Raw genomic sequence first — 26,202 nt, forward strand, 5'->3', positions numbered from 1 at the left:
GCCCGGGAGCCGGGCCGAGGAGGACTCATGCGGATCGTGGTGGCACTGGGCGGGAACGCCCTGCTGCAGCGCGGGCAGGTGCCCGACGCGGAGTCCCAGGTGGAGAACATCCGCCTCGCCGCGCGGCAGCTCGCGCCGCTCACGGACGACCACGAGGTCGTGATCACCCACGGGAACGGCCCACAGGTCGGTGTCCTCGCGATGGAGTCGGCCGCCGACCCCCGGCTGACGAAGTCCTACCCGTTCGACGCGCTCGGGGCGATGACGCAGGGGCTGATCGGCTACTGGATCCTGCAGGCGATGGGCAACGAGCGCCCCTACCGCCAGCTCGCCTCCATCATCAATCAGACCCTGGTGGACGCCGACGACCCCGCCTTCCAGGACCCGACCAAGTTCGTCGGGGAGCTCTATGCGAGCGAGCAGCAGGCCCGTGAGCTGGCCGAACGCCACGGCTGGCAGGTGCGGGCCGATGGTGACGGCTGGCGCCGGGTGGTCGCCTCGCCGCGACCCAGGGAGATTATCGAGACCAAGCTGATCGACCACCTGCTCGGCGAGTCGATCATCGTCGTGTGCGCCGGGGGCGGTGGCGTGCCGGTGGTGCGCACCGCGACCGGTGACCTCACCGGCGTCGAGGCGGTCATCGACAAGGACCGGTCCGCCGCCCTGCTCGCCCGGCGGCTGCGCGCCGACCGCCTGCTGGTGCTGACCGACGTCGGGCACGTCATGGAGGACTTCGGCACGGGCCACGCCCGTCCCATCCGGCGCACGACGCCCGCCCGGCTGCGCACCCTCACCCTGCCCGCGGGCTCGATGGGGCCGAAGGTGGAGGCGGTCTGCCAGTTCGTGGAGGCCGGCGGGCCGGGTGTGGCTGCTGCCATCGGCAACCTCGGCGAGGCCGAGGCGCTGCTGTACGGCGAGCGCGGCACCTACGTCACGGCCGACCCGACCACCTGACCCGGCAGACGCAGGTCCGCCGCGTCCCGACCGCCTACCGGTCCCGACCCGGCCGGGCACCTGACCGCCGCAGGTGACCTGGCGGCATACTGACCCCATGAGCCTGTATGCCGTGCGCTACCGCTACTCCGACGACACCGCGGGGCGTGACGAGCACCGCCCGGCGCACCGGGACTTCCTCGGTGGCCTGGCCGAGGAGGGCGTGGTCGTCGCCTCCGGGCCGCTGACCGACGGGCCCGCCGAGGCGCTCCTGCTCCTCGAGGGTGAGTCGGCCGACCAGGTGCGCGAGCTGCTCCGCGAGGACCCGTTCGCCCAGCAGGGGATCATCGAGTCGGTCGAGGTCCGGGAGTGGGACGTCGTGATCGGCAGCGTCGGCTGAACTAACCGGTGTGCTCGGCGGACCGGTAGCCGTAGAGGTCCTGCTGCTTCTCGTTGATCCACAGCGTCGAGCCCGGCCGGTCCGGGTCCGCCAGCTGCAGGGTGCGGCTGTAGGTCTCGTCGATCAGGACCGCCTCCACCCCTGCTCCCGCCAGCACGGGGACCAGCGTCTCGATGTCGCCGTCGAACTCGAGGGCTAGGTCCACGGCCGGGTCGTCGTCGTGGGCGTGGACCGCGACGAGTCCTCCACCAGGACAGGCGAAGTCGGTCCACACGCCGCTGTCGGCCGTGACCCGCTGTCGCGCACCGAGCCCGGCCACGACCTGCCGTGCGCCGTCGACGTCGTCGGGGCGGGTGTACCAGATGGGCAGGATCGCGAGGGCCCGCTCGGCCGGCGCCGGCTCCTCCACCACCTGCGGCGCAGGGTCCACGGTGAAGGTGGTGCCGTCCGGAGCGGTCACGGTGGCGGCGAGCCCGTGGTCGGTCGGGCCCACGGTGAGCGGCACGCCCGCCTCCCGGGCACGGGCGGCCCAGGCCTCGAGGTCCGGGACCTCCCAGGCCAGGATGGTCCGGCCGGAGGGCTGGGTGTCGCTGGCCGCGTGGAGCGCCACGCGCCCCGAGCCGACGGCATAGACCTCCCAGCCGGGGGCGGTGGTGACCCGGGTCGCGCCCAGCGCCTCGAGATAACGACGGTGGGCGGCCAGGTCTGCGGTGAACCGGATCGGTCGCGCGGTGATCATGCCTGCTCCTCCTCCAGGTAGGCCCGCACGATCCTCTCGACCAGCGCGGACATGCTGACGCCCTCGTCGACCCCGCGGTGCTTGAGCTCCCGGATGAGGTCCTTGGGCAGGTAGACGTTGAACTGCGCCTTGTCAGTGGGCATGGCTAGAATGCTAGCATTCTTCTAGATTGCTAGCAAGGTATGCCGAGGTGCCGGTCAGGCGCGGTCGAGCCCCTGAGCGAGGTCTCGCCAGAGGTCCTCGACGTCCTCGATGCCGACGGACAGCCGCAGCAGGCTCTCCGGCACGGTCTCGGCCTCGAGGGGCTGGGCCCGGCGCCGCTCCAGCTGTGACTCGACGCCCCCCAGGCTGGTCGAGTGGGTCCACAGGCGCACCGCCTCGCAGACCCGGTCGGCCCCGTCCGCGCCGCCGCGCACCTCGACTGCGATCATCGCCCCGAAGCCGGGGTAGCGCACGCGGGTCACCCCGGGGTGGTCGGCCAGCCGGCGGACCAGCTCGGCCGCGTTCGCCGAGGCCCGCTCGAGGCGCACGGACAGCGTGCGGATGCCGCGCAGCACGATCCAGACCTCCATGGGCCCGGGGATCGCGCCGTGCAGGGTCCGCCTCGTCAGGATCCGCTGGCGCAGCTCGCGACCACGGTCGGTCGGCGGCGTGACCACCGCGCCCATCAGCACGTCGGAGTGGCCGGAGAGGTACTTGGTCGCCGAGTGCACGACCAGGTCCGCGCCGTCGGCGAGCGGCGTCTGCAGCAGCGGCGTGGCGAACGTGTTGTCGACGGCCGTGAGGATGCCACGGGCCCGCGCCTCCCGGACGAGCACCGGGATGTCGGCGACCTCCATCATCGGGTTGGTCGGCGACTCGATGTAGAGCAGGTCGCGCCCGGCCTGCAGGCTGTCGAGGGCCTCGACGACGGCCGCCGTGTCGGAGATGTCGAGTGCCACGACCTCGAGCCGCCCCTCGGCGGTGTACTCGCGCAACAGGCCGGTCGTGCCGTTGTAGGCGTGACCGGGAGCCACCACGCGGCCGCCCGGGGGCACCAGCGTCAGGACGGCGTCGATGGCCGCGAGTCCGGAGGCGAGGACCAGGGCCTCGCCCCCCTCCAGGCCACCGATCACGTCCTCCAGCGCCGTCCAGGTGGGGTTGCCGACGCGGGCATAGTTCACGGAACCGCCCGCGAGATAGGTCGAGGTGAAGGTGACCGACTCGCTCACCGGCGCGCCGGGCTCCCGCGGCGGACGACCCAGCGCGACTGCGCGGGTGGCGGGTGACAGGGCCTCGTGATCCAGATCCACCCTCGCAGGGTAGGGCACCCCTGCCCTCACCCGGTCGCCGCCTGCCGGCGCAGGTGGTCACGCAGGTAGGGCAGCGAGTAGTCCACGCGCCCGTGGCCAGCCGGCGCGATCAGCTCACGCTCGATCAGCCGCGTCCGGAACACGTTGGCGTGCTGGGCCGTCAGGCCGAGGCGCGCCGCCACCTCGCCCGTCGATGACGCACCGTCGTCCTGCGCCATGGCCATGAGGTAGGCACGCTGCGCCTGTGGCAGGTCGAGCAGGGCGGGCCCGTGCACGAGCCGGCCCATCCGCTCGGACACGACCCCGCGGGTGGCCCGCACGTGGTCGGCGGTGATCGGCCCACCCGCCGCGTCGCGCCAGGCGCGGTAGCCGGCCAGCTGCAGCAGGTAGGGATAGCCGTGGACGACGTCGGCCAGGACGTCCAGGGCGTCCTCGGCGATGACCCCGCCGGCGCCCTCGACCGTGCGCCGGGCGGCATCGGTCACCTCTTCTGTGCGCAGCGGTCCGAGCTGCACCCGCTCGGCGCGCCGGAGGAAGGTCGTGCCACGGTGCTGCAGAAGCTGGCCGACGCCCACCGGCAGCCCGGCCGCGGCGAGCGCCACGTCTCGCTCGTCGCGGACCAGGTGCTGATAGAGCGAGGCGAAGGCCGAGACCGCCTCCCGGTCCACGGCCTGGAGCTCGTCGAGGGTGAACAGGAGGCCGGTGCCGTGCCCGGCCAGGACATCCAGCAGCCGGGCGAGCAGGGTCGCCGCCGTCTCACGCACCTCGTAGCGCTCCCTGGCGGTCGTGGACAGGGAACCGACCCCCGCGATGCCCGCGCCGGTCACCCGACGACGGACGGCCCGCTCGCTGTCGTGCTCGGCGAGCAGGGCCGGCAGCGTGGTGGACGCCAGCTCCTCCACCAGGTCTCCGGACTCGGGGAGCCGGACGACGAGCCAGCCCCGGACACGCGCTGCCTCCTCCAGCTCGTTCAGGATGACGGTCTTGCCCATCCCGCGGGCGCCGCTGACCAGGACCGACCGCAGCGGCGAGCCCGGTCCCTCATCGAGCGCCGTGTCGAACTCCTCGAGCAGCTCGTCGCGGCCCGCCAGCACGCGGGGCGAGACGCCGAAGCCGGGACGGAACGGGTTGGCTCCCGGCTGACCTGCTCCGGCACCCGTGGCAGCGGACGGAGCATCCTGCGCCATGTCCCACCTCTCCACCGAACCGCTGTTATACCTGTTATACACCCAGTCCAGCGTTATACTTGTTATATTCTTGCGCGGCGGGCCCGGTAGGCCTGGGCCGCCATCCGGTTGGTGCAGCCGGCGTCGCAGTAGCGCCGGGACCTGTTGCGGGACAGGTCGATGAGCACGTTGTCGCAGTCCTCGGCGTCACAGACAGCCAGCCGCTCGGTCTCGCCGGAGCGGATCACGTCCACCAGGGCCATCGCGGCCTCGACGGCCATCCGCTCGGCCAGCGGCTGCTCGGCGCGAGTGGCGTGCAGGTGCCAGTCCCACCCGTCGTGCCGGACCAGCTGCGGCAGGGCACGGCAGTCCCGCAGCAGCCGGTTGACCTCCTCGACCATGGTCTGCTCATCCGCCAGCCACACCTGCTGGAGCCGGTCGCGCAGCCGCAGCACCTGGCGGAGCTCGGCCGCGTCGTGCGTGCGGCTGCCGGTCCACTCCCACGCGGTGACGAACTCCTCGAACTCCTCCTGGGACGTCAGACCCTGCGGCTCGTGGCCGGTGTTGATCAGGGCGACCGTGGAGGCGAGGGCAACCTCGGTGTCATGAGCAAAAATCATCTTGACTCCTGACGTCGGGTGGGCGTACCGTCATCAGTGTAACTTCCATTGACCCATGACGCCGATGTCTCGGTCGATCCCCCACCCGGGCCCATCGCCCACTCCCTCGTGAGGAGGACCCCCCATGCGCTCGCGCACGTTCGCCGGTCTCGCGCTCGCCATCCTGTCGGCGATGACCTTCGGCACGTCCGGCTCCCTGGCCAAGGGGCTGTTGGACACGGGGTGGTCGCCGGGGGCCGCGGTGACCTGGCGGGTCGGCGTGGCGGCGCTCGTGCTGTTGGTCCCTGCGCTGCTGATGCTGCGCGGGCGGTGGCAGCTGCTGCGGACGGGCTGGGTGAGCATGGCGCTGTTCGGGCTGGTGGCCGTGGCGGCCTGCCAGCTCACCTACTTCCTGGCGGTCGAGCGCATCTCGGTCGCGGTGGCACTGCTGCTGGAGTACCTCGGGATCATCCTGGTCGTCGGCTGGCTCTGGCTGCGGCACGGTCAGCGGCCGCGCCCGCTGACCATCATCGGTGCGGCGGTCGCGATCGCCGGCCTGGTCCTCGTGCTCGACGTGTTCGGCGCCGTGGACGTCGACCTGCTCGGGGTCTTCTGGGGCCTGTGCGCCGCCGTCGGCCTCGCCGTCTACTTCGTGGTCTCGGCGGATGACAGCACGGGGCTGCCCCCGCTCGTCCTGGCCACCGGTGGACTCACCGTCGGCACCCTCGCCCTCGTGGTGGCCGGGCTGGTCGGCGTCGTGCCGATGACCACCGCGACCTCCGACGTGCAGCTGGCCGGCGCCGCCCTACCGTGGTGGGTGGCCGTCCTCGGGCTGGGCGTGGTCGCCGCCGCGATCGCCTACGCCACCGGCATCGCCGCCACCCGCCGCCTCGGCTCCAAGGTCGCCTCGTTCGTCGGGCTCACCGAGGTGATGTTCTCCTTCGTCTGGGCGTGGGTCCTGCTGGGCCAGATGCCGGCCGCGATCCAGCTCCTGGGTGGCCTCCTGATCCTGGCCGGCGTCGTGCTGGTGAAGGCCGACCAGCGGCCCGGTGACCTCGTCCCCGACGAGCCGCAGCCACAGCTCGACCGGCCCGCCCCAGCGGGAGTCTGACCCAGGAGCTAGCCGCGCTCCGGTAGGCGCTCGGGGACCACACCCCAGCCCGCGGGGCCGGCCGACCCCGCGGCATACTCCTGCATCGGCACCCGGTCCTCCCGCCAGGCGGTCAGCACCGGCTCCACGATCCGCCAGCAGTCCTCGGCGACGTCGCCCCGGATGGACAGCAACGGGTCGGCGTCCAGGATCCGGCCGAGGACCTCGCCGTAGGGGAGCATCCGCGACTCGCCGAGCGTGGCGCGCAGCTCCTTCTGCTCCAGGTCGAACGGGTCACCCTCGGCGTTGATCGACAGCGACAGCACCATCTCGGCCGGCTTGAGCTCGAGCACCAGGCGGTCGGGGACGTCCTGTCCGTGCAGCCCTGCGGGCACGTGGGTCGGCGCCCGGAACACGACCTCGATCCGCTTGGCCGTGGCGCCCAGGGCCTTGCCGCTGCGCAGCACGAACGGCGTGCCGCGCCACCTCGAGTTGTCGATGCCCACCACGATCTCGGCGAGGGTCTCGGTGTCCAGCGCCGGATCGACACCCTCCTCCGCGACGTAGTCCGGCACCACCCGCTCACCGAGGTTGCCCCGCGTGTACCGGGCCCGCCGGGAGGCGGTGACCGGGTCCCCGCCCCAGACCGTGGTCGCGCGCAGCACCTGCGCCTTGAGGGAGCGCACCTCGTCCTCCTCCAGCGAGGCCGGCGCCTCCATGGCGAAGAACGCCAGCACCTGCAGCAGGTGGCTCTGGATCATGTCGACCAGGGCACCGGCCTTGTCGTAGTAGCCGGCGCGGCCCTCCAGTGCCAGGTCCTCGTCATAGCTGATGACGACCTTCTCGATGTGCTCGGAGGACCACACCGGCTGCAGGAGACGGTTCGCGAAGCGCACACCCAGCAGGTTGAGGACGGTGCTCAGACCCAGGAAGTGGTCGATGCGGTGGATCCGGTTCTCGTCCACCACCCTGAGCAGCTGCTCGTTGAAGGCGCTGGCCGACGGCAGGTCCGTGCCGAACGGCTTCTCCAGCGCCAGCCGGGTCTGCCCGGAGACGCCGCGCTGCTCCAGCAGCTCACAGACCCGCACGCTGACGGCCGGGGGCAGCGCGAAGTAGAGGACCGCATGCTCTCCGGCCCGCGTGAGCAACGCGTCCAGCTCCTCGGGGACGAGGAGGTCCGCGCGCACGTACTCGGTGCCCGAGACGATCTCCTCCACCACGTCCGCGGGTGCGCCGGTCGAGGTGAGGGCGGCCCGGACGGTCTCGGCCCACTCCTCCGGCGCGAGGTCGGCCCGGTCGGCGCCGACGACGTGCACCCGCCGCTGCGTCTCGACGGCCAGGAGCGACCCCAGCCCGGGCAGCAGGAGCCGCTTGGTGAGGTCGCCCGAGGCGCCGAGGATGAGCAGGGTGGTCGTCTCGGGCTGCGTCTGGCTCATGGCGCCCAGTGTTTCAGGCGCCCGCGCGATCGGCACGGCGACGCCCGGCCGGGACGGCGCCGACGACCGCGCTCAGGCCCGTCGACGCGCGGGCGACCGCCGGTCGGCCCGTTCCGGGAGGACGGTGTGCCGGAAGACCAGCACCAGCGCGCGTGCGGCCAGCACGAAGGCGAAGAGGAACAGCGTGGCCCCCAGCAGCGGGTACAGCGGCAGGTTCGGCGCCAGGACCGGCCCCGACTCGGACACCACCAGCAGGATCCCGGCGATCGCGCTGGCGGCCGCGAGCACCGTCATGGTCAGCTGCTGCACCAGGCCGGTGACGAACGACCGGTCCCGGGCGTCGGCCAGCAGGCGGACGTTGACCGACAGCTCCCCGCGCTGCAACGACTCGGTGAGCGCGTCCACCCGGCGCGGCAGGCGCTGCAGCATCGGCAGCATCCGCGCCAGCTGCTCCTCGACGGTGGCCCGGAGCGCCCCGGGCGTCAGCTGCTCCTGGGCGAGCTCGCGCCCGGCCACCCGGCTGGCGGCCACGAGGTCGAGCGCGGGGTCGATCCGGCGCAGCGTCCCCTCGAGCGCACCGAGCGCACGGAAGACGGCGGCGACCTGCGGCGGCACCGAGAGCCCGTGCCGGACGACGAGCGAGAACAGGTCGGAGAACAGCCCGGCGGACCCGAGGCCGCCCAGCGACCCGGCCCGGGAGATGAGCGTGCCGAGCTCGCGCTCCAGCCGCTGGTCGTCCAGGCCGGGGCCGCGGTCCAGCACCTCCAGGAGCGCGTCGGTCGCCGCGATCGAGTCACCGCGGTCCACGGCCACCAGCAGCCGCCCGATGCCACCCCGGCCGGCCGCGTCGAGCCGGCCCACGGAGCCCAGGTCGAGCAGCGCCAGACTCCCGTCGTCGGCCAGGAAGACGTTGCCCGCGTGCAGGTCCGCGTGGAACACCCCGGTCCCGACCACCTGTCGCAGGACCGACCCCAGCAGTGCGGTGGCCAGGTCCGCACGCTGGCGGTCCGGCATACGGTCCAGCCGTTCCCGGGCGCGGGAGACCGGCTGCCCCTGCACCTCCTCCATCACCAGCAGGCGTGGCCCGGACCACTGCTCGTATGCCGCGGGGACGCGGACCGGGACACCGTCCCGTCCGGTGTCGGTCGCCCGGGCGACGGCGTGCATGTTGGCCAGCTCGGTGCGGTAGTCGAGCTCCTCGGTGAGGCTGGACGCGAACCCCTCGGCGAGGCTGAGCACGTCGATGCTGTGGCCCCACTCGGTCACCCGGTCGAGCCAGCGCGCGAGCCGGAGCACGATGTCGAGGTCGTCGCGCACCTGCGCCCGGGCGTCGCTGCGCTGGACCTTCAGGACGACCGCGGACCCGTCGTGCAACCGCGCCCGGTGGACCTGCCCGACGGAGGCCGCCGCCAGGGGCTCCGGGTCGACGTGGGCGAAGACCTCCTCGGGCGCGCGGCCCAGCTCGGTGACCAGCGTCGAGCGCACCACCTCCCACGGCTCGGCAGGCACGTCGGACTGGAGCTGGCCGAGCTCGCGGGCGAACGCCTCGCCGACCAGGTCGGGCCTGGTGGCGATCATCTGACCGAGCTTGACGTAGGTGACCCCGGCCTCGGTCATCGCCTCGCGCAGGGACCGCGCCACCTGCGGTGCCTCGTCCCCGAGGTCGGACCGGGCCCGCGAGGACAGGAAGCCCCCGAGGCCGTGCTTGACGGCGAGCGCGACGATGCGGGTGTAGCGCCTGGCCCGGCGCCGGCGGGCGGGCAGGTCGCGCAGCAGCCTGGTGAGGCTCGGCAGGGTCCCGGTCGGCACCAGCGCCTCGAGGATGACCAGCACACCGAGCCCCAGCGCGATGCCCCAGGCGAGCATGAGCACGACGACCCCGCCGGCCAGGGCCTGGTGGGCGGGGTCGATCGTGTTCTGGTCGGTGAAGATGCCCAGGGCCTCACCGATCGGGCGGCTGACCGCACCGCCGCCGTAGGCCACCAGCAGGCTCACCAGGAGCGTGCGCGTCCAGCCGACGGGGACCCCGAGCAGGCGCCGGGTGACCAGACCCAGCAGCAGGATGTTGACCCCCACCGACGCGAGGATGAGCAGCGGCATGCGCCCCATCCTTGCAGCCGAGCCCCGTCGCGGCCTGCGCTCTGCACTTCGCGTCGCATGACGTCAGTTCTGCAGAGCCGGGTGCGGCCGTCGCGCCTGCGCTCTGCACTTCGCGTCGCATGACGTCACTTCTGCAGAGCCGGGTCCCGGCGGGGCGCCTGCGCTCTGCACTTCGCGTCGCATGACGTCACTTCTGCAGAGCCGGGTCCCGGCGGGGCGCCTGCGCTCTGCACTTCGCGTCGCACGATCGCCCTCGTCGGCCCGACGGGGTCCGGCGTCGCATGACGTCACTTCTGCAGAGCCGGGTCCCGGCGGGGCGCCTGCGCTCTGCACTTCGCGTCGCATGACGTCACTTCTGCAGAGCCGAGCGCCGGCGGGGCGCGGCGACGCTGCTGCGACGGCTACCGGTGGAGTCGGCGTCCCAGCAGGCCCAGCAGCTCCTCCTCGGCCGTGGCGTCCGCCCCGGTCGGCACGGGACGCCCGAACCGGTGCGGTCGGTCCGCGTCGTTGACCAGCAGCGGGGCATAGCTGAGCAGGTCCTCGGCGAGGGCCGCCGGGATCGGGTGGCGGATCCCGCAGGCCTGGCTGACGTCCCAGCCGTGGACCGTGACCTCCAGCGCACCCGCCGAGGCGAGCAACCCGGCCTGCAGCTCGGAGCCGCCGACGCGGAAGACCTCGGGTGCCTCCCGCCCGGTCCACGAGTCCAGGAGCGCACAGGCCCGGGTGCTGAGCAGCCGCACCTGCTGACGCACTCCCAGGTCACCACGGGCCGTGCCGGGAGGGTCGAAGAGGGCGATGCCGCCGACGAGCGCCGCCTGCCCCAGCGTCTGCAGCGAGGCGTTCATGTGGCCCAGCAGGTCCTCGAGGGTCCACGCCTCGCAGGGAGTCGGCAGGTTCGCGGGCGCGTCGAGTGCCGGGACCAGCGCCACACGGGTGTAGCCGATCGCTCTCTCCAGCAGCGCCAGCTCGGGCAGTGTCCCGGCTGGTGCGGTGCTCATGGCGCGGGGTCGGGGTGGGTGGTGGCGGGGTGCACGGGCGCGGGCACCACCGGGCCCACCGACCCTGGCGGCAGCGCGTCGGGCAGTCCGCAGAGACTGAACAGCCTCGTGTCGAAGAACGCACCCACGTGCGAGACCTGTGCCTCGTCGAGTGTCAGCACCTGGAGGTGGAAGGGCGTGAAGGAGCCGTCCTCGCGCTTCATGTAGAGGCCGAACGCGGGCTGCCCGTTGGCGGAGGTCGGCACCATGATCATCTCGTGGGCCTGGCCGGGGCACTTGGTGCCGATGAGGCGGGCGATGGACTCGGGGCCGGTGTACCACTCCGGGAACGGCGGCATCTCCCACACCGCGCGGTCGGTGAACATGCCCACCAGGGCGTCGACGTCCTTCTCCCAGAACGCCTGTACGTAACGCTGGAGCAGCTCCTCCTGCTCGGGGTCGAGCTCGGCCGGCGCCTGGTCGCGCTCGAGCTGCGCGGCCTTCACGGTCGCGCGGGCCCGCTGCAGGGCGCTGTTGACGGCTGCGGTGGAGGTGCCCACCGCGTCGGCGACCTCGGCGGCCCGCCACTGCAGGACGTCGCGGAGGACGAGCGCGGCCCGCTGCCGCGGGGGCAGGTGCTGCAACGCCGCGACGAAGGCCAGGTGGACGCTCTCGCGCTGCTCGGCCGCGTCCTCGGGGGCGCTGCCGCCCATCGAGTCCGGCAGCGGGGAGAGCCAGGGCACCTCACCCGGCTCCGAGAGCGGGGTGTCGGGGTCCGAGCTCGGCTGTCCCAGCCCGGTCGGCAGCGGTCGGCGGGCCCGACCCTCGAGGGCGGTGAGGCAGACGTTCGTGGCGATGCGGTAGAGCCAGGTGCGCATCGAGGACCGGTCCTCGAACTTGTCGTAGGCCCGCCACGCGCGCAGGTAGGTCTCCTGCACGAGGTCCTCGGCATCGTGGGCCGACCCCGACATGCGGTAGCAGTGCGCCAGCAGCTCCCGGCGGAACCGGTCGGCGCGTTCCATGAACTCACCGGTCTCCCCGCCGGCGTCCGCGTGCTCCGCGGTCGTCGTGGTGCGCTGCTCAGCCGTCCGTGCGGTGCTCATCGCGTGCCCCTTCGCTCGTCCTCGTCCAGTATGCCGCGGGCACCCGTCACCCGCTCACGGACAGGTTGACCAGGGGTCGCCGCAGAACTCATCGGTCCCCCTCAGCCCACCAGGCGCACCGTGACACGAGATCCCGCCCCACGGAGCGCACCGTGACACGAGATCCCGCCCCACGGAGCGCACCGTGACTCGAGATCCGACCGCAGCGTGACACGAGATCCCGCCCCCACCGGGCGCACCGACGGGCGCGTCAGCGCGTCAGGCAGGTGGGCTCCGGCCAGTCCGCGGTCCAGGTCACCGCCCCGGGCACGCCGTCGGGTCCGACCGGGAAGCACTGCAGCTGGTCCGCCCGCTCCGCCGCGACGACCAGGGCCCGGTTCCCGGGCAACCACCCGACGAAGCGGGGCCAGTGGGCCGTCGGGTGGCGCCCCACCTCGGTCAGCAGGCCGGCCGGGTCGAGGGAGTAGTGGACCAGGACGTCGGCGCCACGCACCGTGACATACACGTGCGCCCCGCCCGGGTCCAGCACGATGCCCGCAGCCAGTGAGCCCTCCGTGTCACCCGGGACCAGCGGGACGGTCTGCACGACGGACCACCCTCCCGATCGGGCCGCCGACGGGCTGTCCGGGTCACGGCGGAGCACGTGGACGGTGGAGTCGAGCTCGCCGACGACCCACAACCGGGTGCCGTCCCGCGAGACGACGAGGTGCCGCGGCCCGGTCCCGGGCGGCAGCTGGAGCGACCACCGCTGGGTGAGGCGCGGTGTCCCGCCGGCACCGGGCTCCGACAGGCTCAGCCCGACCAGGTTGTCGGAGCCGAGGTCACAGACGACCACCTCGGTGTCGCTCAACCAGGTCGCCTGGTGGGCGTGCGGACCGCGCTGGCGCTGGTGCGGCCCCCGGCCGGTGAGGTGGACCGTGTCCAGCAGGGTCAGGGTGCCGCCCGCCGCGGCCAGGAGCCCCACGGTCCCGCTGGAGTAGTTGGACGCGACCAGCAGGTCACCGCCCGGCGACAGGGCGAGGTGGCACGGGTCGGCACCACCGCTGCGGGCCCGCGACGTCCGCTCCTCGCCACGCAACGGAACGGCCACGACCTTGCCCTCGGTCACCTCGGACACGACGTAGGCCCAGCGGCGGTCCCGGGAGACGACGACGTACGACGGTCGCTCGACCACTCCCTGCGGCAGGGCTGGTTCGAGCCCGGTCAACCGGTCGGCGAACTCCCCGACGGCCAGCCCGGCATACCCTCCGACACACACTCTGGTCATGGGGAACACCCTCGCAGAACGAGGCGAAAACGCCCGGATGCGCCACGGAAGTCACGATTCGGTCACGGTGGTCGCGCCGCCGACCCGCTGACCTGCGGGATCGCCGACCTCGTGTGAGGAACCTCACCGATCGCGCGGGCCACGGCCCGTGCGGAGAGCGGTATGCCGTGGCGCGGCCTCGGTTGCATCGGGCCGCCCGCCGTGGCTTCACTGGGCCGACCCCGAACGGGGTCTGCCCCTTGCCCCAAAACGCTTGGACTCCACATGTACCGACCCCGCCATGCCCGGCCCAGCGCCCTCCGCCAGACCCTCGGCGACCGACCCCGACAGACGCTCGGGGCCTCGGCCCTCGCCGTCGCGCTGAGCCTGCCCCTGCTGACCGCCGCGCCGAGCTCGGCCGCCCCAGCCGTGACGGCCCCGGCCTCCCCGGTCGCCCTCCCAGCGGACAACGTCCAGTCGGTGACGCAGTACGCCCGCACCGACGTCAACGTCCGCTCCGGCCCCGGCACCGACCACTCCGTCGTCGGCAGCCTCGCGGAGGGCACCGAGGTGACCGGCGAGTGGACGGACAACGGCTGGCTCCACCTGGGTGACGGCCGGTATGTCGGCGGCAGCGTGCTGGTCGACTCCCTGCCGTCCTACGGCTCCTCGACCGCCTACACGCGCACCGACGTCAACGTCCGCTCCGGCCCCGGCACCGACCACTCCGTCGTCGGCAGCTACGCCGAGGGCACCGAGGTGTCCGGGGACTGGACCAGCAACGGCTGGCTGAACCTCGGTGGTGGCCGCTACATCGGCGGCAGCGTCCTGGTGTCCGCGGACTCCGGCGGCGAGACGGTGACCCGCTACACCCGCACCGACGTCAACGTCCGCTCCGGCCCCGGCACCGACCACTCGGTCGTCGGTGGCCACGCCGCGGGCACCGAGCTCACCGGCACGCTCACCAGCAACGGCTGGCTGCGGACGGGGTCGAACAGCTACGTCGCCGGCAGCGTGCTCGTGACCGATGAGCCGTCCGACGGTGTCACGGGTGAGGACGTCATCGCCGAGGCCCGCGAGTACCTCGGCATCTACTACAGCGGTGGCGGCAACCACCCGAGCACCGGGTTCGACTGCTCCGGCTACACCCAGTACGTCTTCGGGCAGCTCGGCATCGACCTGCCGCGCACCACCACGGACCAGCGCGCGGTCGCCACTCCGGTGAGCAACCCGCAGCCGGGTGACCTGGTCTTCTGGGGCTCCCCCGCCTACCACGTGGCGATCTACGCCGGCGACGGCTACATCTACGACTCCGGCAAGCCGGGCCTGCCCGTGCAGAAGCGGGAGATGTTCTCCGGGGTGTCGGGCTTCGGCCGGGTGCTCTAAGCGACCGGCAGCACCACTGACGGCACCGGCCGGACCCAGCGTCCCGGCCGGTGCCGTCGTCTGTGAGGCCGGTCCGAACCTCCCCAAAGTAGCGCGACGAGCGGTCCGAACCTCCCCAAGAATGGGTGGACACCACTCGTCGGGAAGGATGGGGCCATGCGCACACGAGACATCGCCGAGGAGCTCCGCCCCAACCTGGTCGCCCTGCGACGCGAGCTGCACCAGATCCCCGAGCTGGGGCTGCACCTGCCGCTGACCCAGCAGAAGGTCCTCGACGAGCTGTCCGGGCTCGACCTGGAGATCACGACCGGCGAGGGGCTGTCCTCCGTCGTGGCGGTGCTGCGCGGCCGGGCGCCGGCGCCGGCGGGACGGGAGGGCAACCGCCCCGTCGTGCTGCTCCGCGGCGACATGGACGGACTGCCGGTGACCGAGGAGCTGGAGCACCTCGACTACCGGTCCACCCACCAGGGTCAGATGCACGCCTGCGGGCACGATCTGCATACCGCCTCCCTCATCGGTGCCGCACGGATCCTGGACCGGATGCGTGACGAGCTGGCCGGCGACGTCGTCCTGATGTTCCAGCCGGCCGAGGAGGGACCCGGCGGCGCCGAGCCGATGCTCGCCGAGGGGCTCCTCGGGGCGGCGGGCCGTCCGGTCGAGGCGGCCTACGCGATGCACGTCTCGTCCTCGGAGTTCCCGCTGCGGCAGTGGTACTCCTGCCCCGGGCCGATCATGGCGGCGGCGGACACGGTGCACGTGGAGGTCACCGGGCGGGGTGGCCACGGCTCGCAACCGCAGTTCTCGCTCGACCCGGTGCCCGTGCTGTGCGAGATCGTGCTGGCGCTGCAGACGATGCTCAGCCGCAGCTTCGACCCGTTCGACACGGTCGTGCTCACCGTGGGACGGATCGCCGGCGGCACCAAGGACAACATCATCGGCGACACCGCGGACCTGTCCGCCACACTGCGCACCTTCTCGCCCGAGACCCGTGAGCTGGCCCTACGCAACATCGAGCGGGTCGCCCAGCACGTCGCCGCGGCGCACGGGCAGACCGCGCGGATGTGGACCACGGAGGCCTACCCGGCGACGATCAACGCCGTCGCGGAGTACGACCTGGCCCGGAAGGCGGTCGAGGACCTGTTCGGTGCGGAGCGGTATGCCGACCGGCCGGCTCCGGAGATGGGCTCGGAGGACATGTCGTTCGTCCTGAACGAGGTGCCCGGCGCCTACTTCTTCGTCAGCGCCTGCCCCGCCGAGGACTACGTCAACGCGCCGACGAACCACTCGCCGCGGGCGGAGTTCGACGACGTGGTCGTGCCCGATGCCGCCGCCTGGTACGCCGAGGTGGCGCTGCGCCGCACCGCCCAGGGCTGAGCCCGACCCGCCTCGAGGAGGCGCACCCGCCCCGGTGTCCGGGGCAGGTCAAGGCTCGGTCAGGTCTTCTCCAAAACGCTTGTACGTCGTGGTGACCCTTGCTACGGTTCCGGCTGCAATCGATTGCAGAAAGGTGTCCCATGTCTGAGCTGCAGATCTGGATGACCGCGGGCCTGGTGGTGTTCCTGGCCCTCATGGCCTGGCTGGGCTGGTTGGGCTTCCGCCGCACGAGCACCGTCGCCGACTTCGCCATCGCCGGCGCCGACATGGGACCGGTGGTCCTGGGCCTGGCGTTCGCTGCGACCTTCTTCAGTGCCGCGACCTTCGTCGGCTACACGGGCTGGGCCTACGGCTGGGGGCTGTCCTCGCTGTGGATCGTCCTGACCCTGATCCTGGCCTCGCCCCTCGGCCTGATCGTGGTGGCCAAGCGCGTGCGGTCGACGAACACGCACCAGAAGTCACTGTCCCTGCCGGACTGGCTGGGCGACCGCTACGGCAGCAACGTGGTGCGCACCTTCGTCGCGCTCGCGACGCTGTTCAACCTCTTCTACATCGGCGCCCAGCTCAGCGCGGGCGCCCTCATCTTCGAGCAGCTGCTCGACCTGCCCTACCTGGTCGGACTGGTCCTGATCGCCTCCATCGTCACCCTGTACACCGTGGGTGGCGGGTCCTTCGCCGACATCTACACGGATGCGGCACAGGCCGTGCTGATGATCATCACGGGACTGCTGGTCCTGGTCAGCGGCTTCTGGGTGTTCGACAAGGGCTTCACCGGGATCATGCGGGAGGTCAGCAGCACGCTGGAGGCGCAGGGCCCGGAGATGGTGGCCGTGGTCAACCCGGACTCCGGCATCTTCTACTCGATCCCGGCGATCATCGGCGCCTTCATCATCCAGTTCGCGTTCTCCTCCCAGCCCCAGCTCTTCAACAAGGTGCTGGCCCTGCGGGAGCCCAGGGACATGGCCAAGATGATCGTCACCTACGTGCTCTGCGCGATCGCGTTCCTGTCCGTGGTCTTCGGCGGCTTCTACGCCGTCGTCGTGGCGCCCGGCCTCGAGGTCGCGGACCAGGCCATCTTCGCCTACGCCCAGGTCGCCTTCCCGGTCGTGCTGGTCGCCCTGCTCGGGGTGACCGTGATGGCTGCGGCGATGTCCACGAGCGACGGCATCTTCGTGGTGGTCTCCACCTCGGTCGCCAACGACATCTACCGCAAGTTCCTGGTCGCCAAGGGCTTCCTCGGCAAGGGCCTCTCCGAGGAGCAGGTCGACGCCCACACCCTGAAGATCTCCCGCTGGGTCACGGTCGTCACCGGTGTTGCCGCCAGCGCCCTGGTGATCAACCCGCCGGAGTTCATCGGCTCCTTCATCTGGATCGGCATCTCGGGCGTGGCCTCCGCGACCCTCGGCCCGATCCTGGTCGCCCTGTTCCTGCCGCGGCTGGCCCGCACCAGGGCGGCGATCGCCTCGTCCGTCGGAGGGCTGGCGTCCTACCTGGTGATCCACCTCGTCGGCTTCGAGCGCAGCACCATGGCCGCCGGCGCGTGGGCCGTGCTCATCGGCCTCGCGATCATGGTCGTCGCCGGCTACCTGTTCCGCAACGACCAGGACGCAGCAAGCCCGACCGCCACCACGACCACCGCCACCCCGGTCGCCTGAGGAGGGAACACCATGTGGATCAACCCGATGCTGACCATCTGGCTGTACGGCACGATCTTCTCGCTCGCACTGATCGTCACCACCCTGTGGCTCTGGTACTGGCGCGACCCGTACGACGACGACGCCGACGGCGGCCGGCACCGCCAGACCACGGTGAGCCGCGAGACGGGAGGGTCGGCCGACCATGCTGGACAGTAGGACGCTGGAGGAGATGGGTGACCGGGCCGGTGAGCTCGGCCTGACCCTCATCTCCTCACCGGACGAGCTCGCGCAGCGTCGCGCCGAGGACGAGGCGACCCTGGAGAGCCTCCGCACCATCCCGCCGGACGCGGGAGACGGCGACGTGGTGCCCGGCGCCGTGGCCGACCTCCGCTGGGGAGGTCGTCGCACGTCCGCCACCCCCGTCGACACGAGCCGGGCCGAGCGCCACGCCTCCACGTGGATCACGGTCCTCGACGAGCCCCGGGTCGAGCCCGGGGGGCCGCTCACCGGCTTCGAGGTCGGGATCAAGGACCTGATGGAGGTTGAGGGCTGCACGGTCACCGCGGGCACGCGGGCGCACCGTGCGGACCCCGCCCCCGGCGACGCGGTCGCGGTGCGCGCTCTGCGGGAGGCGGGCGCGACGATCCGCGGGACGACCAACCTGCACTCCCTCGCCTACGGCGCCACCGGCAAGAGCAGCGACTGGGGACGACCGGAGAACCCGGCCGTGCCCGGCACCATCCCCGGGGGCTCGAGCAGCGGCTCGGCCGCCGCCGTCGCGGACGGCAGCGCAGCCCTCACCCTCGGCACCGACACGTCGGGGTCCATCCGGATCCCCGCGTCGCTGTGCGGAGTCGTCGGACTGAAGCCGACGCGTGGGCTGGTCAGCCTGGACGGCTGCCACCCGCTCGCCCCCGCGCTCGACCACATCGGCCCGCTGGCACCCTCGGTCGCCGTCGCGGCGGCCGCCATGAGTGCGCTCGCCGGGTGGCGGTCCTGGCAGCTGCCGGAGGAGCCCCTCGGGCGGGTCCGCATCGGCGTGCTCGGCGGCTACTTCGACAACGGGCTCAGCGCACCGGTCCGGCAGGCGCTGGGGTCGGCGCTCGAGCGGCTGAGCGGGGGTCGCGCCGAGCTCGAGGAGGTCGACCTGCCCCTCGCCCGGCACATCCCGGGGGCGCAGCTGGCGGTCCTCGGCACCCAGGCCCTGGAGAGCAACCTGACCACGCTCCGCGAGCGCGGCCGCGACCTGCCCGACGACGTCCGACTGCGGCTGGAGGCGGGCCTGGCCCGGACCACCGAGCAGCGCCGGGTCTCCCTCGAGCTCGCGGCCCGCTGGCAGCGTCAGGTGGACGCCGCCCTCGAGCGGTGCCACGTGCTCGTCAGCCCCACGACCGCGATCACGGCCACGCCGCCGGAGACGGCGGAGGTCGACATCGACGGCCAGCCGGTCACGGTGCAGTTCTCGCTCACCCGGATGACGATGCCGTTCAACATCTCCGGGCACCCGGCGATCAGCCTCCCGGTCCGCGACGGCTCCGGGGCACCGGTCGGCCTCCAGCTGGTCGGGCGCCGGGGCGGCGACCAGGACCTGCTGGCCGTGGCGGCCTACCTGGAGGACCTGCTGTCCTGACCGGCGCCGATGGGACAATGACCACGTGACCAGGGCGGACGGCGCCGGACGCCGACGGGTGCGGCTGGCCGACGTGGCGGCCGAGGCCGGGGTGCACACCGCGACGGCCTCCCGTGCCCTGAGCCCCCGGCCCGACATCGTCGGCACGGTGACGCCGGCCACCCGGGACCTCGTCCTCGCCGCCGCCGAGCGCCTGGGCTACCGGCCCAACATGCAGGGGCGCGCCCTGCGGACGGGTCGCAGCCTGGTGCTGGGACTCCTGGTGCCCCGGATCAGCGACACGGTGCTGTCCGCGTTCTACGAGGGGATGCTGGCCGAGTCCGAGCGGTCCGGCTACTCGGTCGTGGTGGCCAACACGGCGGACCAGCCCGCGCGGCGCCGCGGCTACATCCAGGAGCTCACCGAGCACGGTGTCGACGGCATCATCTACACCGACGCCCACCTCGGGGAGACTGCCCCCGAGGCCCACCCGGTCCCCGTCCTGCAGGCCTACCGCTACTCCGAGCCGCCCGGGGGCGTCATCGCCGACGACGAGGCCGGAGGGGCCGACGTCGCCCGCCACTTCCTCGAGCTCGGTCACGAGCGGATCGCCCTGCTCGCCGGCCTCCCCTACGCGAGCTCGACGACCGGCCGCGCCCACGGCTTCCTGGCCGAGCTGCGGCGCCACGGCGTGGACGTGGACTCGCGGGTCCACGTGGAGCACGGCGGGCTGACCGCGGCCGAGGGCCGCTCGATCGCGACCCGGCTCCTGACGGGCGAGGGGCGCCCCACGGCCGTCTTCGCGGTCGACGACTACCTCGCCCTCGGGGTCCTCTCGGCGGTGCACCGCTGCGGTCTCACCCCGGGCGAGGAGGTCGCCGTGGTCGGCTACAGCGACCTCCCGATCGCCCGGGAGCTCCCCGTGCCGATGAGCAGCGTGTCCGTGGCCCTGGACGAGCTGGGGGCGCGCGCCGTGCGCTCCCTGGTCGGGGTGATCGGTGGCGCACCACCGGTCTCCGAGCGACTGCGCCCACGCCTTGAGGTCCGCGAGTCCTCGAGCCCGTAACCTGGGTGCGTGCAGATCACTGCGGTCCTGACCGCCTGGGTCGTCCTGGCAGCGGTCCTGGCGGCCAGTGGGGTCGGCAAGCTGCGTCACCCCGAGGGTGCGACCGAGGCCTTCACCGCGCTGCGGGTCCCGGCCGCGCTGAGCCGGCCCTGGATGGTGCGGGCGCACCCGTGGGCGGAGCCGCTCCTGGCCGCCGGGTTGCTGACCCTGCCCCACCCGGCCACCCTGGTGGCCGCCGCCCTCACGCTCGCTCTGCTCACGGCATACCTGCTGGTCGTATGGCGCGTCGTCGCCTCGGGCGAGGAGGTCACCTGCTCCTGCTTCGGCTCCGTCGGGGCCGGCACGGTGGACGGGTGGACCGTGGCGCGCAACGCCCTGCTCGTGCTGGTCGGTGGCCTCGTGGTGGTCGACGCCGTGCTCGGCGGCTCGGCACCGGCCAGGTTCGCCGACCTGGGCCCAGGCTGGTGGTGGGTCGCGGGGCTCGCCGTGACCGCCGCGATGACCTATCTGGTGGTGCGTCCGGCTCGCTCCCCGGAGGAGCCCGCCGCCGAGCCGGCGCCCGTCCTGCGCCTGCCGGTGCCTGATGCCCGGGTGCGGCTCGAGGAGCGCGGCGAGCTGGTCCCGCTGGCCGCCCTGGCTGACGGCCGGCCGCAGCTCCTGCTCCTGCTCAGCCCGGGGTGCGGCCCGTGCCGGATGCTCAGCGGCCGGCTGGCCGACTGGGACCGCGAGGTGCCCACCGTGGGTTTCCGGGTCGCGCACGCGGTGAGCTTCGCGGCGGTGCGTGACTCGCTGCCGGAGTGGAAGCCGTTCTTCGTGCAGGACGTGGACGGCTCGGTGGGTGACGCCTTCGGGGACCCGGCACGGCCGTGGGCCGTGCTGCTCGGCACCGACGGGCGACTGGCCTCCGCGCCGGCGCAGGGGTTCACCGGCATCGTGCGCCTCGTCGAGGACCTCCGCACCGAGGTGGAGGCGGCGACCGCCGCCGAGGGCGCGCGGCCCGCGCCGGAGACTCCCGACAACCGTGCTCCCGCCACCGGTCCTGCGCAGAGCCAGGCCGGGACGCGCTGACGTGGACCAGCTGCTCGACGGCCCGTTCTGGATCGCCCTCGGCGTCCTGACCCTCGGCGCGATGGCCCGGGGGCAGGCGACGTACTGGATCGCGCGCGTCGTCACCGAACAGGCCCTCGCCCGCACGCATCCCGTGGAGGGTTGGCGCGCCGGCGTGCACGACTGGCTGCAGGGCGAGGGGCCGCAGCGTGGCCGGGAGGCCATCGAGAAGTGGGGTCTGGTGATGATCCCGCTCTGCTACCTGACGATCGGGTTCCAGACCCTGGTCATCGCCGCGGCCGGGATGCTGCGGATCCGGTGGCTGCTGTTCACGCTCGTCCAGGTGCCGGGCGCCCTGGCGTGGGGGCTGATCTACGCGACGATCGGCTTCGCGGTGTGGGGTGCTGCCCTGGCGGCGATCGCCGGCTCGCCGCTCGCCCTGGCCGGCGTGGTCGCAATCCTCCTGGTGGTGGGGACGACCATGGTCCTGGCGCACCGCCGGAAGCAGGACCGGACCAGGTCCTGACCACCAGCCTCCCGTCTGCGCCACGGCATACCGCCTCCTGCGGTCCGTCTGCGGAGTGGCCGGCGTCGACGTATCTCCCGTGTGACTGTCGCCGCCGGGTGGCAGGATCGGTGACTATGCCGGAAGCCACGACCGCCCGCCCCTCGGAGTCCACCCGCACCAGCGACGCGCACGACATCATCCGCGTGCGGGGAGCGCGCGAGAACAACCTCAAGGACATCAGTGTCGAGATCCCCAAGCGGCGGCTGACCGTCCTCACCGGCGTGTCCGGCTCGGGCAAGAGCTCCCTGGTCTTCGGCACGATCGCCGCCGAGTCGCAGCGCCTGATCAACGAGACCTACAGCACCTTCGTGCAGGGGTTCATGCCGACCCTCGGTCGCCCCGACGTGGACGTCCTCGAGGGGCTCACCACGGCGATCATCGTCGACCAGGAGCGGATGGGGGCCAACATCCGCTCGACCGTCGGCACCGCCACCGACGTCAACGCGATGCTGCGGATCCTGTTCAGCCGTCTCGGCCGGCCGCACCTCGGCTCGGCGAAGGCCTTCTCCTTCAACGTGGCCTCGATCTCCGGCGCCGGCGCGGTCACCCTCGAGAAGGGCGGGGAGAAGGTCAGGGAGCGGCGCGAGTTCAGCATCACCGGTGGCATGTGCAACCGGTGCGAGGGCACCGGCAACGTGACCGACTTCGACCTGACGGCGCTGTATGACGCGGAGAAGTCCCTGCGTGAGGGCGCCCTGACCATCCCGGGCTACAGCATGGACGGGTGGTACGGCCGGATTTTCATGGGCAGCGGTTTCCTCGACCCCGACAAGCCGATCAAGGACTACACCGCGAAGGAGATGTCCGCGCTCCTGCACAAGGAGGCCACCCGGATCAAGGTCGAGGGCATCAACGTCACCTACGAGGGCCTGATCCCGCGGATCCAGAAGAGCTTCCTGTCCAAGGACCGCGAGGCGATGCAGCCGCACATCCGCGCGTTCGTCGACCGGGCCGTCACCTTCACCACGTGCCCCGAGTGCGACGGCACACGCCTCAACGAGGGTGCCCGGTCCTCCAAGATCAAGGGCCTGAGCATCGCCGACTGCTGCCAGATGCAGATCAGCGACCTCGCCGAGTGGATCCGCGAGCTGGACGAGCCGTCCGTCGCGCCGCTGCTCCAGGGTCTGCAGGAGACCCTCGACTCCTTCGTGGAGATCGGTCTGGGCTATCTCTCCCTGGACCGACCGTCGGGGACCCTGTCGGGTGGTGAGGCCCAGCGCACCAAGATGATCCGTCACCTCGGGTCGGCGCTCACCGACATCACCTACGTCTTTGACGAGCCGTCGATCGGGCTGCACCCGCACGACATACAACGCATGAACAACCTGCTCCTGCAGCTGCGCGACAAGGGCAACACCGTGCTGGTCGTCGAGCACAAGCCCGAGACGATCGTGATCGCCGACCACGCCATCGACCTGGGCCCCGGGGCCGGCACGGCCGGCGGTGAGGTGGTCTACGAGGGCACCGTCGAGGGGCTGCGCATCAGCGGCACCCTCACCGGGCAGCACCTCGACGACCGCGCCCGGCTGAAGGAGACCGTCCGCGAACGCACCGGGGCGCTGGAGATCCGCGGTGCCGCCACGCACAACCTGCGGGACGTGGACGTCGATGTGCCCACCGGGGTCCTCGTCGTGGTCACGGGCGTCGCCGGCAGTGGCAAGAGCTCCCTGATCCACGGGTCGCTCGCACGCCAGGAGGGCATCGTGCTCATCGACCAGGGAGCGATCAAGGGGTCGCGACGCAGTAACCCGGCGACCTACACCGGGCTGCTCGAGCCGATCCGCAAGGCGTTCGCGAAGGCCAACGGGGTGAAGCCGGCGCTGTTCAGCCCCAACTCGGAGGGCGCCTGCCCGACCTGCAACGGGGCGGGTGTCATCTACACGGACCTCGCCATGATGGCCGGGGTGGCCACCACCTGCGACGAGTGCGAGGGCCGCCGGTTCCAGGCCTCGGTGCTGGACTACACGCTCGGTGGTCGCAACATCAGGGAGGTGCTGTCGATGCCCGTGGCCGAGGCGGAGGACTTCTTCGCCGAGGGCGAGGGACGCATCCCCGCCGCGCACAAGATCCTGGCCCGCCTGGAGGATGTCGGCCTGGGCTACATCACTCTCGGCCAGCCGCTGACAACCCTGTCCGGTGGTGAGCGCCAGCGCCTCAAGCTGGCCTCGCAGATGGGTGACAAGGGCTCGGTCTACATCCTCGACGAGCCGACCACCGGGCTGCACCTCGCTGATGTGGAGAACCTGCTGGCGCTGCTCGACCGGCTGGTCGAGTCCGGCAAGTCCGTCATCGTCATCGAGCACCATCAGGCCGTGATGGCACACGCGGACTGGATCATCGACCTCGGTCCTGGAGCCGGCCACGACGGTGGGCAGGTGGTCTTCGAGGGGACGCCGGCCGACCTCGTCAAGGATGCCTCGACGCTGACCGGTCAGCACCTGAGGGACTACGTGGCGTGATGACCCGGCCTGCGGAGGGCACTGGCCGCCGAGCCCGACCCTGGTGAGAGCGCTGCCGTGGAGCCTGATCCTGCAGGGCACATGGTCGCAGAGCCCGACCCCGCGAAGGGCGTGTCCCGGGTCGGGCCTCCTTCCTCTGGCTCGGCCTGCCGGTCCCTGGTCCAGGCGATTCGCGCCGCCCTCGCCGATCGGGCGGACCCGGAGCGCGCACTGGCCCAGCAACGCTACATGAAGTCTGCGATGCCGTTCCGAGGACTCACCAGCCCCGTCCTCAGGGCGACCCTTCGGCCGGTCCTGGACGACGCGGCATACGACCTCGCGGACCGGACCACGTGGGAGGCGACCGTCCGCGCACTCTGGGACGAAGCGAGCTATCGCGAGGAACGGTATGCCGCGCTCGCCCTGGCCGGCCACCGACGTGCCCGGCCGTTCCGAGACGTGACCACACTGCCGCTGTACGCCTATCTCGCGCGCACCGGCGCCTGGTGGGACTTCGTCGACGACCTGGCGACGCACCACGTCGCACCAGTGCTCCTGGTCGAGCGTGAGGCCGCGACCCCTGTCGTCCGCGGGTGGGCAACCGACGATGACCTGTGGGTACGGCGGACAGCGATCCTGTCCCAACTGCCCGCCAAGACGGAGACGGACCCTGAGTTGCTCGCCCACTGTCTCGAGGCCAACCTGCCCGGAAGTGCGTTCGGGTCGGAGTTCTTCATCCGGAAGGCGGTGGGCTGGGCGCTGCGCGAGTTCGCCAAGACGGACCCGGACTGGGTGCGCGACTTTGTCGCCAGCCGCGAGCTGAGCCCGTTGAGCCGTCGAGAGGCGCTCAAGCACCTCGGCTGACTGGGGCCATTCCGTGTGCTTGCGGTGCTCCCCCGTGTCGTTGCGGCGCTCCTCCGTGTCGTTGCGGCCGTCGACGGCTACACGCTGCTTCCCTGCGTGCGGCGACGACGCCGCGTCTCGCACGTCTGCGGCGCGCGACGCTACCTCTCCGTGCCTGCGCGTGCGGCTTGCGTGCGGGGCTCGCCGTTGGCCGAGTTCGCCGTGCCGATTCCTCAACTGTCTCGGGAGGGGAGTCCGCCCCGGTGGGGTCTCGCCGGTGGTGCGCTCAGCCGACTCGGTGTCCACAGGTTGTGGCGTGTCCACCTGGCGCATGTCGCACACCTGTGCTAATCTGTGGGTGTTGGACAAGGGGACGCGATGGGGCGATAAGGGGGACGTGATGGACACCAAGATCGTGCAGCAGCGGCTGCGGGCAGGCCTGCGCCGGCCGCCGGTCATCCGGTCCCGTCCGGCCCGCCCGGCGGGTCGGAGCCTGGCCTGCGCGGCGGGGTTCCCCGGTGAGCTGTGGGTGACCTCCTGGCAGGACCTGAAGCTCCCCCAGGACGAGCACACCGGGCCGGGTACGGCTGATCAGCTGCCCGTGGGCGACCTCACCGACAACCATCTCACCGACACCGGCCTGGCCGCCGCCACGGACGTCTCGACAGTGGCGGACGCGGGCACGGACGTCACGACTGCTCCTGACCCCACGACCGCCACCGGTGCGGAGGGCCCCGGGCCGGTCGGGTCGCAGGAGCGGTTGCGGGCCGTCCTGGCCGATCTGGGCCTGGAGGAGGCGGCGGCCGAGTCGCTCACCGAGATCGTGTTGGCGTGTGTGACGGTGCACACTCCGGGTGAGCAGCCCTCGGTCGTGTCCCGGGGTCAGGCCCTGCTGGCGGCGGTGGAGACGTTGACGACGACGACCGGGGCGTTGGATGCGGTGCTGCTCTCGGCGGTGCGGCAGTTGACCGCGACCACCGGCCAGCTCCTCTTGTTGGATAAGGGTGCCACCACCCCCGAGGACCTGTCCGCCACGGGCCGGGAGGAGTGGCGGGCGCGGGCCAAGGTCCTGACCCGCCACGAGATCGAAGCGGTCACCGGGTGGGGTGTGGGGGAAGTCAGCGACCTGGTCGCCCTGGCCGCCACCCCGGCC

23 protein-coding genes and 1 pseudogene are annotated in these 26,202 nt (G+C 72.3%); 14 read left to right on the forward strand and 10 right to left on the reverse strand.

All coding sequences use genetic code 11. From position 1 onward, the window contains the following. Positions 1-27 precede the first annotated feature (27 nt). On the forward strand, positions 28-954 hold the full coding sequence (locus DA085_RS01635) for a carbamate kinase (RefSeq protein ID WP_109471173.1): 927 nt from the start codon (positions 28-30) through the stop codon (positions 952-954). A 97-nt stretch (positions 955-1,051) separates the two neighbouring features. Continuing rightward, a complete protein-coding gene (locus DA085_RS01640; protein WP_109471174.1) occupies positions 1,052-1,333 on the forward strand; it encodes a YciI family protein in 282 nt (93 codons plus the stop codon). Between the two features lies 1 nt (position 1,334). On the opposite strand, the gene DA085_RS01645 is transcribed toward DA085_RS01640, so the two are convergent. The 5 genes from DA085_RS01645 to DA085_RS01665 form a co-directional block, all read right to left on the reverse strand. Further along, positions 1,335-2,072 carry a VOC family protein gene (locus DA085_RS01645; protein ID WP_109471175.1) on the reverse strand — a complete coding sequence of 246 codons (738 nt, stop codon included), beginning with the start codon at positions 2,070-2,072 and terminating at the stop codon, positions 1,335-1,337. Then, complete coding sequence (locus tag DA085_RS01650) at positions 2,069-2,215, reverse strand: ribbon-helix-helix domain-containing protein (RefSeq protein ID WP_109471176.1); 147 nt, start codon at positions 2,213-2,215, stop codon at positions 2,069-2,071. Before DA085_RS01650 ends, DA085_RS01645 begins: the two co-directional genes overlap by 4 nt. Before the next feature lie 54 nt (positions 2,216-2,269). Next, positions 2,270-3,364 carry a trans-sulfuration enzyme family protein gene (locus DA085_RS01655; protein ID WP_337189752.1) on the reverse strand — a complete coding sequence of 365 codons (1,095 nt, stop codon included), beginning with the start codon at positions 3,362-3,364 and terminating at the stop codon, positions 2,270-2,272. Between the two features lie 26 nt (positions 3,365-3,390). After that, positions 3,391-4,551, reverse strand: coding sequence for an ATP-binding protein (locus DA085_RS01660; RefSeq protein ID WP_109471177.1), 1,161 nt, complete (start codon positions 4,549-4,551; stop codon positions 3,391-3,393). A 62-nt stretch (positions 4,552-4,613) separates the two neighbouring features. Continuing rightward, positions 4,614-5,150 carry a CGNR zinc finger domain-containing protein gene (locus tag DA085_RS01665; RefSeq protein ID WP_109471178.1) on the reverse strand — a complete coding sequence of 179 codons (537 nt, stop codon included), beginning with the start codon at positions 5,148-5,150 and terminating at the stop codon, positions 4,614-4,616. 124 nt (positions 5,151-5,274) lie between these two features. Here DA085_RS01665 and DA085_RS01670 point away from each other — a divergent pair, with 124 nt between their 5' ends. Then, complete coding sequence (locus DA085_RS01670; RefSeq protein ID WP_109471179.1) at positions 5,275-6,240, forward strand: EamA family transporter; 966 nt, start codon at positions 5,275-5,277, stop codon at positions 6,238-6,240. Positions 6,241-6,248: 8 nt separating this feature from the next. On the opposite strand, the gene DA085_RS01675 is transcribed toward DA085_RS01670, so the two are convergent. The 5 genes from DA085_RS01675 to DA085_RS01695 all read right to left on the reverse strand — a co-directional run bounded on the left by DA085_RS01675 (position 6,249) and on the right by DA085_RS01695 (position 13,102). Continuing rightward, positions 6,249-7,655 (reverse strand): glucose-6-phosphate dehydrogenase, encoded by a 1,407-nt coding sequence (locus DA085_RS01675; protein ID WP_109471180.1) that lies wholly within the window; start codon positions 7,653-7,655, stop codon positions 6,249-6,251. Positions 7,656-7,727: 72 nt separating this feature from the next. Beyond that, the gene (locus tag DA085_RS01680; RefSeq protein ID WP_109471181.1) at positions 7,728-9,755 is read right to left on the reverse strand and encodes an ABC1 kinase family protein; all 2,028 of its coding nucleotides are present in this window, start codon (positions 9,753-9,755) and stop codon (positions 7,728-7,730) included. A 401-nt stretch (positions 9,756-10,156) separates the two neighbouring features. Beyond that, positions 10,157-10,753: a maleylpyruvate isomerase family mycothiol-dependent enzyme gene (locus DA085_RS01685; RefSeq protein ID WP_109471182.1), complete on the reverse strand. Its 597-nt coding sequence runs from the start codon at positions 10,751-10,753 to the stop codon at positions 10,157-10,159. Then, positions 10,750-11,835 carry a sigma-70 family RNA polymerase sigma factor gene (locus tag DA085_RS01690; protein ID WP_109471183.1) on the reverse strand — a complete coding sequence of 362 codons (1,086 nt, stop codon included), beginning with the start codon at positions 11,833-11,835 and terminating at the stop codon, positions 10,750-10,752. Before DA085_RS01690 ends, DA085_RS01685 begins: the two co-directional genes overlap by 4 nt. A 250-nt stretch (positions 11,836-12,085) precedes the next feature. Then, entirely contained in the window at positions 12,086-13,102 is a 1,017-nt protein-coding gene (locus DA085_RS01695; RefSeq protein WP_109471184.1) for a lactonase family protein, read from the reverse strand. A gap of 264 nt (positions 13,103-13,366) precedes the next feature. Here DA085_RS01695 and DA085_RS01700 point away from each other — a divergent pair, with 264 nt between their 5' ends. The 11 genes and pseudogenes from DA085_RS01700 to DA085_RS01750 all read left to right on the forward strand — a co-directional run. Continuing rightward, positions 13,367-14,467 (forward strand): C40 family peptidase, encoded by a 1,101-nt coding sequence (locus DA085_RS01700; RefSeq protein WP_161958388.1) that lies wholly within the window; start codon positions 13,367-13,369, stop codon positions 14,465-14,467. Positions 14,468-14,623: 156 nt separating this feature from the next. Next, positions 14,624-15,841, forward strand: a complete 1,218-nt coding sequence (locus DA085_RS01705; RefSeq protein WP_109471186.1) for a M20 metallopeptidase family protein — start codon at positions 14,624-14,626, stop codon at positions 15,839-15,841. A 140-nt stretch (positions 15,842-15,981) separates the two neighbouring features. Then, positions 15,982-17,496 carry a sodium:solute symporter family transporter gene (locus DA085_RS01710; RefSeq protein ID WP_109471187.1) on the forward strand — a complete coding sequence of 505 codons (1,515 nt, stop codon included), beginning with the start codon at positions 15,982-15,984 and terminating at the stop codon, positions 17,494-17,496. A gap of 12 nt (positions 17,497-17,508) precedes the next feature. Then, positions 17,509-17,694: a hypothetical protein gene (locus tag DA085_RS21265; RefSeq protein WP_109471188.1), complete on the forward strand. Its 186-nt coding sequence runs from the start codon at positions 17,509-17,511 to the stop codon at positions 17,692-17,694. After that, positions 17,681-19,108 carry an amidase gene (locus DA085_RS01720; RefSeq protein ID WP_109471189.1) on the forward strand — a complete coding sequence of 476 codons (1,428 nt, stop codon included), beginning with the start codon at positions 17,681-17,683 and terminating at the stop codon, positions 19,106-19,108. Before DA085_RS21265 ends, DA085_RS01720 begins: the two co-directional genes overlap by 14 nt. Positions 19,109-19,133: 25 nt before the next feature. After that, on the forward strand, positions 19,134-20,153 hold the full coding sequence (locus DA085_RS01725) for a LacI family DNA-binding transcriptional regulator (RefSeq protein ID WP_109471190.1): 1,020 nt from the start codon (positions 19,134-19,136) through the stop codon (positions 20,151-20,153). Between the two features lie 9 nt (positions 20,154-20,162). Further along, positions 20,163-21,221 (forward strand): TlpA family protein disulfide reductase, encoded by a 1,059-nt coding sequence (locus DA085_RS01730; RefSeq protein ID WP_109471191.1) that lies wholly within the window; start codon positions 20,163-20,165, stop codon positions 21,219-21,221. A 1-nt stretch (position 21,222) separates the two neighbouring features. Beyond that, positions 21,223-21,726, forward strand: coding sequence for a DedA family protein (locus tag DA085_RS01735; protein WP_109471192.1), 504 nt, complete (start codon positions 21,223-21,225; stop codon positions 21,724-21,726). Positions 21,727-21,842: 116 nt separating this feature from the next. Further along, a complete protein-coding gene (locus DA085_RS01740; protein WP_109471193.1) occupies positions 21,843-24,227 on the forward strand; it encodes an ATP-binding cassette domain-containing protein in 2,385 nt (794 codons plus the stop codon). 81 nt (positions 24,228-24,308) lie between these two features. Further along, complete coding sequence (locus DA085_RS01745; protein WP_109471194.1) at positions 24,309-25,070, forward strand: DNA alkylation repair protein; 762 nt, start codon at positions 24,309-24,311, stop codon at positions 25,068-25,070. Positions 25,071-25,449: 379 nt separating this feature from the next. Further along, positions 25,450-26,202, forward strand: a pseudogene (locus DA085_RS01750) (hypothetical protein); the annotation flags it as partial.

The sequence above is a fragment of the Ornithinimicrobium cavernae genome (genome assembly GCF_003121625.1).
GTDB classification, from domain to species: domain Bacteria; phylum Actinomycetota; class Actinomycetes; order Actinomycetales; family Dermatophilaceae; genus Ornithinicoccus; species Ornithinicoccus cavernae.